The following is a 6,139-nucleotide window of genomic DNA, read 5'->3' as shown; positions in this document are numbered from 1 at the left end:
GACGAGTGGGTTTTTTGTCATTGTCGTTTGGATTCAATGGCGTTGTTTGAATTTAGAATGTAGAGGGTAGATTGCCTACGGCGAAGATTGCGCTATGCGCGTAGACTTATTTAGCATAAGGAAGTCGTGTGGATTCAATGGCGAGATTTGAATTGATAAAGTAGAGGGTAGATTGCCTTCGGCGTAGATTGCGCTATGCGCGTAGATTTGGATTCCATAAGTTATGCAATTCAATTTTTTTGTTTGAATGTTTTTGCGAATCGAATCCCCAATTCAATCCCCAATTCAATCCATCAACTGCAGCAGAACCCTTTCTACGCCGAAGGCATCTACCCCGAAGGAACGAAGGGAATCTACGCCGCAGGCTTCTCCAATTTGGACACCTAATCAGAACCAAATCTACCCTTCAAAAGGGTAGAGGGTAGATTGCCTTCGGCGTAGATTGCGCTACGCGCGTAGATTTTGATTCCATGAGAAAACAGTTCGTTTATCATTAGAAATTTTTTTAGTGAATTGAGTCCTCAAGCCCAATTCTCGCAAGTGAAGCAGAACCCTTTCTAAGCCGAAGGCATCTACCCCGAAGGAACGAAGGGAATCTACGCCGCAGGCTTCTCCAATTTGGACACCTAAACGGAACCAAATCTACCTCCTTCTGAAGGACCAAATCTACCCTTCTATCGCCCGATCCAAATGCGTATACCCCCCATCCACAAAGAGGTGCTGACCTGTGACATGGGAAGTTCGGTCTGAAAGCAGAAAGACAACCGTGTCCGCAATTTCCTGTGCGGTGGTCATCCTGCGCCCGAGTGGGATTTTTCTTTGGATGTCGTCCAGTTTTTGGTTGGGATCCTCGAAAGTATTCAACCAGTTTTGGTAAAGTGGGGTCAACACCTCTGCGGGGACCACTGCATTGACCCTGATGCCGTAGGGCAACAATTCCACTGCCCATTCCCGAGTCAGGGAGAGTTGGGCACCTTTGGCGGCAGTATAGCCCGATGTATTTCCTTGGCCAGTAATGGCAGTTTTGCTGCTGATATTGACAATGCTTCCTTTGGATTTGATCAATTCAGGTAGCGCATAGTGGACCAATGCATAATAGTGCAACAGATTTTTTTCGACCGATTCCAAAAAAGCCTTTGGTGTACCTTTTTCCAAACCCACGCCATCATTGGCTCCGGCATTGTTGACCACACCGTCGATCCTCCCAAAGTAATCAATCGATTCGTTTACAACAGATTGACAGGTCTCCGCATCTGTGAGTCGATGGCAGATGTGGAGGGACTTTAGACCCATTGACTGAAGTTCAAGCACCAACGCTTGCCCTTCTTCTTCTGATGGATCGATAATGACTGGAAATGCCCCTTCTTTCGCCAAAGTTCGCGTGATGGCTGCACCAATTCCTTTGGCACCTCCGCTGATCAGATAGACTTTTTTTTCTAGATGTAGGTTCATTTGGTTTAAAAATTTTATTTTGATGTTAATTTAAACAGTTTTTTGTCCAATGGTGCAATCATGGAAGCACTCCATATTTCAAACGAATGGAATCCTGCATGCTGTCTTTTCCAGTGTCTATTTATGCGATTCCTTATCTTTCCTTTCTAAACCCCATAAAACCGGCAGGCATTTTCCCCAAAAACCATTTGTTGTTCCGCAGGGCTGAATTTCTGGAAATAATCCATCGCCAAGTCGTGTACTTGAGTATAGCTTCCCGCCAATAGACAAACCGGCCAATCCGATCCGTACATCATTCTTTCAACTCCAAAAGATTCCGCGACGGCATCGAGATAAGGCTTGAAATCCTCCTTCTGCCAATTCTCCCAATCGGCTTCGGTAACCATTCCCGAAACCTTGCAACTGACATTTGGCAAACTTGCCAACTGTTTGATTCCCTTGTTCCAAATTTTGAATTCCCCATTTTTGATGTCCGGTTTTGCCATATGGTCCAAGACAAACGCTTGATTGGGAAATTTCTTGACCAAATGATAGACCGCTTCCAAATGCTTTGGATAAATCAGAATATCGTAGGTGTATCCATATTTCTCCAAATGTCCAATTCCCTTAAGCAATGCCCTATCCTCCATTTCTTCGGGGGGAAGGCTTTGGAGGATTTTACGGAAACCCGCCAATTTCACCTCAGGCGAATACGCTTCAAGTTCAATCTCTATCTTTCTTGAACGCAAGTCAATCCATCCCACAACTTTTTTGACCCAAGTATGCCTCTCTGCCAAATCCAATAGGAACCTGGTTTCTGCCTTCGATTCGGTTGCCTGAACAGCAATGCATCCTGCCAGACCATTATTTTCCAATTCTGGTTGAAGGTCCTCGGGCATAAAGTCCCTTTGGATGGCATTCATCTTGTCGTCGATCCACGCATCCCGTATCGGATCGTATTTCCAGAAATGCTGATGGGCGTCGATTTTCATGATTTTCCGATTGGAGTATAGGTAGTGAAAGGGTAGATAAAGGGGTAGAGAAAAGGTAGAGAAAAGGTAGAGAAAAGGGTAGAGAAAGTGGGAGGGCAGAAGTTGGGAAAATGGAAGAATGAAATGCCTTATTCATTTTGGCAATTTCATTTTTCCAGAATTTCTATTTTCCATCCGTACTCTCCTTTTTCTCCAATCAGTTTTTTTTGCAATTTCAACCCTATTCGGAAACTGATTGCATCTTTCGGGTTGCATTGTCCCAATGCTCAATTTGACTTTTTACTCACAAATTTCCCCTTGTCTGTTTGAGATCAGGCTTTGTAATTAACGGCTTTTTGCTTGGCTACTCCCAAGCCTTCGATTCCCAATTCTACGATGTCTCCTTCTTTCAGATACCTTGGTGGTTTTAAGCCCATGCCGACGCCGGAGGGTGTTCCAGTGGAGATCACATCCCCGGGAAGTAAACTCATGTATTGGCTGATATGGGAAACCAGGGTGGGGATGTCAAAAACCAAATCAGCCGTATTGCTGTCCTGAAGCGATTCCCCATTTACGGTTAGCCAAAGTCTAAGCTTATGTGGATCTTTGATTTCATCCTTGGTGACCATATAGGGGCCAAGGGGTGCGAAGGTATCCGCACTTTTTCCTTTTACCCACTGTCCTCCGTGATGGAGTTGAAAATCCCTTTCACTGACATCGTTGTGGACACAATAGCCGGCAACGTATTCCATGGCCTCTTCCTTGCTCACGTAATTTGCCTTCTTGCCGATGACCACGGCAAGTTCCACTTCCCAGTCGGTTTTTTGGGAGTTTTTTGGAATGACCACTTCGTCAAAAGGGCCGCAAAGAGAGGAGCTTGCTTTCATGAAGATGATGGGGATCTCGGGAACAGCCATCCCGCTTTCTTTGGCATGGAGGGAATAATTCAGCCCCACGCAGATGATTTTGGATGGCCTTTTGATCGGAGATCCCAATCTGGTTTCTTTACTGATTTCCTTTAAGTTATCTATTTCTGATACAAGCCAAGATTGAAGTCTTTCCAGACCATTTTCCCCAAAAAATTCCTCGGACCAATCCTCACCAAAAGGACTGCAATCCATCCATTTTCCGTCTGGGGTTTCAATACCAGGCTGTTCTTTTCCAAACGCTCCGAATCTAATTAGTTTCATGTTTTTATATGGATAAGTTAATTTTTTGATTAGAAATATTGTACAATTAAGGTTGAAAAAAGAGGCAGTGATTGGGGAATAAAGTCGATATTGGACTGGATTCAGGCTTGAATATTGATTGATAAAACCCTAATGACTTGTTTGGCGCTGTCTCAAATCTCTTCCCAAATTCTTTTTTTTAATTCAGAAGCTCTCCAAAAATTTATCCTTTTCGAAATCCGCGGATGCTTCCTTCCTCTTAATATCCCTGTGACCTCATTTTCACAATTACATTTTCAATCCCAGAAATCCCCCATCAATCGGAAAATTGCTTCCGGTAATGAAAGAAGCTTCGTCGGAGGCAAGGTAATAGACCAAGGCTGCGATTTCGGCTGGTTGCCCCATCCTTCCGATCGGTTGGCTAGCGGCAAGTTTTTCAAACATTTCGGATTCTTTTCCCGGATAGTTTTTTGCTAAAAATCCATCCACAAACGGTGTATGGACTCTGCCTGGAGAGATGCAGTTGCAGCGGATGCCTTGGTCCACATAATCCCTTGCAATGGACAAGGTCATAGAAAGCACCGCGCCCTTGGTCATGGAATAGGCAAAGCGGTCTTGCAAACCCATCGTCGCGGCAACAGAACACATATTGATGATGGCTCCACCACCGTTTTCCCTCAGTTTTGGGATTGCCGCAGCCGTACAGTTGAAAATGCCTTTGACATTGACTTTATACAGGCGGTCAAAGTCTTCCTCCGAGGTCTTTTCAATGGAGCCTATATGGGAGATTCCGGCATTGTTGACCAATACGTCTATTTTACCGGGGATTTTTGAAATGACTTCCTGCATCTGTTCGGAATCAGATACATCCCCCTGTATAAAAACCACATTTTGACCCTTGGATTTAAATTGCTCCTCAACAGCCAAACCGATACCTGTATTGTAATCGATAAAGTAAACTTGGTGGTGGTTTTCTGCGAAACGGTTGGTGATGGCCAAGCCGATTCCACTGGCTCCCCCGGTCACGAGGATTGATTTTTTTGTCATGTTGAAGGACTATTTTTGGGTAAGGTTTTTTCCGGTTGGACCGAATGACTTAGATTACAAGCTTGCATTTTAAAACAGATGGGGAATAGTCACACGATTTTTCCTTGAGGCTTTGATTTTCTCTTTACATTAAAATTCATCATTTCTTGGCGGTCTTCCAAACCGGTCCTGTATCAAAATCATATTCTTCCAAAGAGGTCTTCTTCATTTCAATGCTGTAGCCGGGTAAAGTTGGCGTCATGTACCTTCCTTTTTGGATCACCACAGGATCGATGAAATGTTCGTGGAGGTGATCCACATATTCGATCACTCTTCCTTCCATGCTTCCGCTGATGCACACAAAATCCACCATGGAAAGGTGTTGGACATATTCACATAAGCCTACGCCACCTGCATGCGGGCAAACAGGAATCCCGAATTTGTGTGCCATCAGCATGATGGCCAGGTTTTCATTCACACCCCCGACACGGCAACTATCGATTTGGCAAATCCCCAATGCGTTCGCCTGCATCAGTTGCTTGAAGACAACCCTGTTTTGGCAATGTTCCCCTGTGGCCACTTTTATGGGGGCCACGGCACGGGCGATGGTGGCATGCCCGAGAATATCGTCTGGACTTGTGGGTTCTTCGATCCATAAGGGATTGAAACGTGCCAGTTCCTTCATGTTGTCTATGCTTTCCTGGATTTCCCACTTTTGGTTGGCATCCATCATCAACTGCCTTTCGGGGCCGATTTCTTTTCGGATGATGGCTGCTCTTCGGAGGTCATCCTGAAGGTCAGCGCCCACTTTCATTTTGAAATGGGTCCAACCTTCCTGTACCGCTTCTTTGCAGAGCATTCTGATTTTTTCGTCCGAATAGCCCAGCCAACCCGTGGAAGTGGTGTAGGCCGGATATCCATTTTCTTCCAAGTACCGAATCCTTTCCTTTTTTGTTTTTTCTTGGGCCTTAAGGATCTTCAAGGCAGTTTCGGGCGGCATTACATCTGTGATATAACTAAAATCGATGCATTTGACCATTTGCTCGGGAGACATGTCTACCAATAATTTCCAGAGTGGTTTACTCTCTGACTTTGCATAGAGGTCCCAAACTGCATTGACCAAAGCACCGGCGGCCAAGTGTACGACCCCTTTTTCAGGCCCCAGCCATCGGATTTGGCTGTCACCGGTCAGCTGTTTCCAGAATTTTCCGAATTCAGAAACGATGTCTTCCAGTTTTTTACCGATGACCTGATGCACCATGGCCTCCAGGGCAGCACAGCAGATTTCATTTCCCCGGCCAATGGTGAATGTCAAGCCATGACCTTCAAGACCGGGATGATCGGTGTACAATATGATATAAGCTGCCGAATAATCGGGATCAGTGTTCATGGCATCTGACCCATGCTTTTCAAGGCTGGTGGGAAACCGTATGTCTTTGACGGTGTGGTGGGTAATACATATGCTCATCTTGCAAATTGTCAAATATGCTTTTCAATTACTACCTTCTTATTATTCGATTTACATATTATTTTATCTTTTAT

The 6,139-nt window shown here is 44.9% G+C and carries 5 protein-coding genes; all 5 read right to left on the bottom strand.

The features are described from left to right. Window positions 1-666 precede the first annotated feature (666 nt). The 5 genes from Q7J63_RS13650 to Q7J63_RS13630 all read right to left on the bottom strand — a co-directional run bounded on the left by Q7J63_RS13650 (window position 667) and on the right by Q7J63_RS13630 (window position 6,065). Window positions 667-1,452, bottom strand: a complete 786-nt coding sequence (locus Q7J63_RS13650) for an SDR family oxidoreductase (RefSeq protein ID WP_304886916.1) — start codon at window positions 1,450-1,452, stop codon at window positions 667-669. 146 nt (window positions 1,453-1,598) lie between these two features. Next, window positions 1,599-2,423, bottom strand: coding sequence for an amidohydrolase (locus tag Q7J63_RS13645; protein ID WP_304886914.1), 825 nt, complete (start codon window positions 2,421-2,423; stop codon window positions 1,599-1,601). 311 nt (window positions 2,424-2,734) lie between these two features. Then, window positions 2,735-3,592 carry a fumarylacetoacetate hydrolase family protein gene (locus tag Q7J63_RS13640; protein ID WP_304886912.1) on the bottom strand — a complete coding sequence of 286 codons (858 nt, stop codon included), beginning with the start codon at window positions 3,590-3,592 and terminating at the stop codon, window positions 2,735-2,737. A 267-nt stretch (window positions 3,593-3,859) separates the two neighbouring features. Further along, a complete protein-coding gene (locus tag Q7J63_RS13635) occupies window positions 3,860-4,618 on the bottom strand; it encodes an SDR family NAD(P)-dependent oxidoreductase (protein ID WP_304886910.1) in 759 nt (252 codons plus the stop codon). A gap of 139 nt (window positions 4,619-4,757) precedes the next feature. After that, a complete protein-coding gene (locus tag Q7J63_RS13630) occupies window positions 4,758-6,065 on the bottom strand; it encodes an L-fuconate dehydratase (protein ID WP_304886908.1) in 1,308 nt (435 codons plus the stop codon). Window positions 6,066-6,139: the final 74 nt, after the last annotated feature.

This window comes from Rhodonellum sp. (assembly GCF_030656585.1).
Taxonomy (GTDB): Bacteria; Bacteroidota; Bacteroidia; order Cytophagales; family Cyclobacteriaceae; genus Rhodonellum; species Rhodonellum psychrophilum.
Note: the sequence above shows the minus strand (reverse complement) of the source record. Positions and strands in the feature narration are given on the sequence as shown.

Bases quoted from the DNA above. Each gene is read 5' to 3' on its own strand.
- Q7J63_RS13650 (WP_304886916.1), bottom strand. From the start codon at position 1,452: ATGAACCTACATCTAGAAAAAAAAGTCTATCTGATCAGCGGAGGTGCC.
- Q7J63_RS13645 (WP_304886914.1), bottom strand. From the start codon at position 2,423: ATGAAAATCGACGCCCATCAGCATTTCTGGAAATACGATCCGATACGG.
- Q7J63_RS13640 (WP_304886912.1), bottom strand. From the start codon at position 3,592: ATGAAACTAATTAGATTCGGAGCGTTTGGAAAAGAACAGCCTGGTATT.
- Q7J63_RS13635 (WP_304886910.1), bottom strand. From the start codon at position 4,618: ATGACAAAAAAATCAATCCTCGTGACCGGGGGAGCCAGTGGAATCGGC.
- Q7J63_RS13630 (WP_304886908.1), bottom strand. From the start codon at position 6,065: ATGAGCATATGTATTACCCACCACACCGTCAAAGACATACGGTTTCCC.